Source organism: Phocaeicola faecalis, from assembly GCF_021730445.1.
GTDB lineage: Bacteria > Bacteroidota > Bacteroidia > Bacteroidales > Bacteroidaceae > Phocaeicola > Phocaeicola faecalis.
In genome coordinates this window covers 1-1998 of the sequence record NZ_JADNRM010000045.1, presented here as the reverse complement: position 1 = coordinate 1998, position 1998 = coordinate 1, and the positions used below count along the sequence as shown (strand labels likewise).

At 39.3% G+C, this 1998-nt stretch carries 1 protein-coding gene and 1 pseudogene; one reads left to right on the top strand and one right to left on the bottom strand.

What is annotated here, in order from left to right; translation table 11 throughout:
- Window positions 1-392: 392 nt before the first annotated feature.
- Window positions 393-1307: a macrolide hydrolase EstT gene (gene estT, locus IR173_RS17930; protein ID WP_006744646.1), complete on the bottom strand. Its 915-nt coding sequence runs from the start codon at window positions 1305-1307 to the stop codon at window positions 393-395.
- A gap of 9 nt (window positions 1308-1316) precedes the next feature.
- On the opposite strand from estT, the pseudogene IR173_RS17925 reads away from it, so the two are divergent.
- Window positions 1317-1998 (top strand): annotated as a pseudogene (locus IR173_RS17925) (IS1380 family transposase); the annotation flags it as partial.

Sequence of the window (1998 nt, the reverse complement as noted above, 5' to 3'; positions counted from 1 at the left end):
CAGAATTCGGATAAGAATCCTTTCTTTCCGGTTTGAATCTGCGTATTACCTCAAGTCGCATCGTGGGGTAAGGGGATGGTGGCTACATATTGATGTTGTGCTGTTGCTTTTTACTGAAAGCTGCTACTAACGACTCATAAATCTACCCTTAATCGTGTATTGGATGATAGTTGCGGATTTTAGGATCACTAAGTAAATTCATTTGTTTGTCTGTATCTATTCGCATTGTCATTCAAAAATGGCACATAACGGTTAGTATATGAAAAGTAGGCGATTTCGAAGTGCCAAATTTTCGGTTAAGCACAAAGTATAATACGAGCCAAAAGCCTTGAATTTACTACTGTTTCGCCTATTTTTTATATACATTGTTAGCGGGTCGTTGTTTTTGTTTATCAGTCATTTATGTGTTTTTCTATTCCATCAATTATTGATTTCCAATCATCAACGTGTAATTCGTGTCCTGTACCTTCAAGGGTGATTAGATTTGAACCTTTTATTTTTTCTAGTAAAAAACCTGCATTCTTATAATGCCAAATTTTGTCGTCTGTTCCGTGGATAATTAAGGTGGGTTGTTTGATTTCGTTTAATCTGTTCCAATATTCTTCACCACCTTGCAATGCAGCGTGATTGAACATACTTATATAATTGTTGGCTCTATTGAACTCAGCTCTTATCAGTTTTTCACTTCTTTGTTTGTCAAATTGTTTCTTGCCACTCATTAATTCTGCACCCTGAATTAAATAGTTTACCACACTGTCTTCATTTGTCCAATTGACTGTACCTGCTTTACTATGGAAATCTAAAATACTCGTGTCCATTTCAGGTATAGTTGGGTCTGAGTCTCCCCAAGGGCCTGATGACATAAGAGTTAAGGAGTTAACTCTGTCGGCAAACTTTATTGATGCTATTTGAGAAATTAGTCCGCCCAAAGAAATCCCCACAAAATGTGCTTTGTCAATCTTGTAGCCATCCAATATTGAAATAGCGTCATTAGTTAAGTCAACAATATCGTATGGAGTAGAACCTGGTTCATAATTAGTGGATTTTCCTACATCTCTGTTGTCGTAACGAATAACAAAAAATCCTTTTTCAGATAATTGTTGGCAAAATTCAGTGTCCCAATACAGCATTGATACGGTTGCACCTGCTACCAAAAGGATTGCTGGATTTTTCTTATTTCCAAAACTTTCCGTACAGAGTTCAATGCCGTTTGTTTTAATTATTTTCTCTTTCATTTCTGTTTTCCTTTGTTTGCAACTGATTATTATCAGTCCTAAAATTAATATCCAAAGTAGTTTTTTTTTCATTTATNCCTTTTGGAGAAATTTGACTCCATGCTTTCACCCGTTATCGACTCAACACTGGGTCAGAGATGCAGCAGTATCTTCGGATATCAGTTCAGCGAGATAGTCCGTTCGCTGATGAGCGTTTATTTCTGTGGCGGCTCATGCGTGGAAGATGTAACGTCACAACTGATGCGCCATCTCTCGTATCATCCTACCCTTCGTACATGCAGCTCTGATACCATCCTCAGAGCCATCAAGGAACTGACACAGGAAAACATCTCATATACTTCCGATAAGGGCAAGACCTATGATTTCAATACGGCAGACAAGCTCAACGCCTTGCTTATAAAAGCCTTGGTTTCCACTGGTGAACTGAATGAGGTGGAAACCTACGATGTTGATTTCGACCATCAGTTCCTTGAAACAGAGAAGTATGATGCAAAACCGACATACAAGAAGTTCCTCGGCTACAGACCTGGCGTATATGTCATCGGTGACATGATTGTCTATGTCGAGAACAGCGATGGCAACACAAATGTGCGCTTTTATCAGGCTGACACCCATAAGAGATTCTTCGCTCTTCTGGAATCCCAGAACATCCGTGTAAATCGCTTCAGGGCAGACTGCGGTTCCTGCTCGAAGGAAATCGTCAGTGAGATAGAGAAGCATTGCAAACATTTCTACATCCGTGCCAACCGATGCAGTTCGCTCT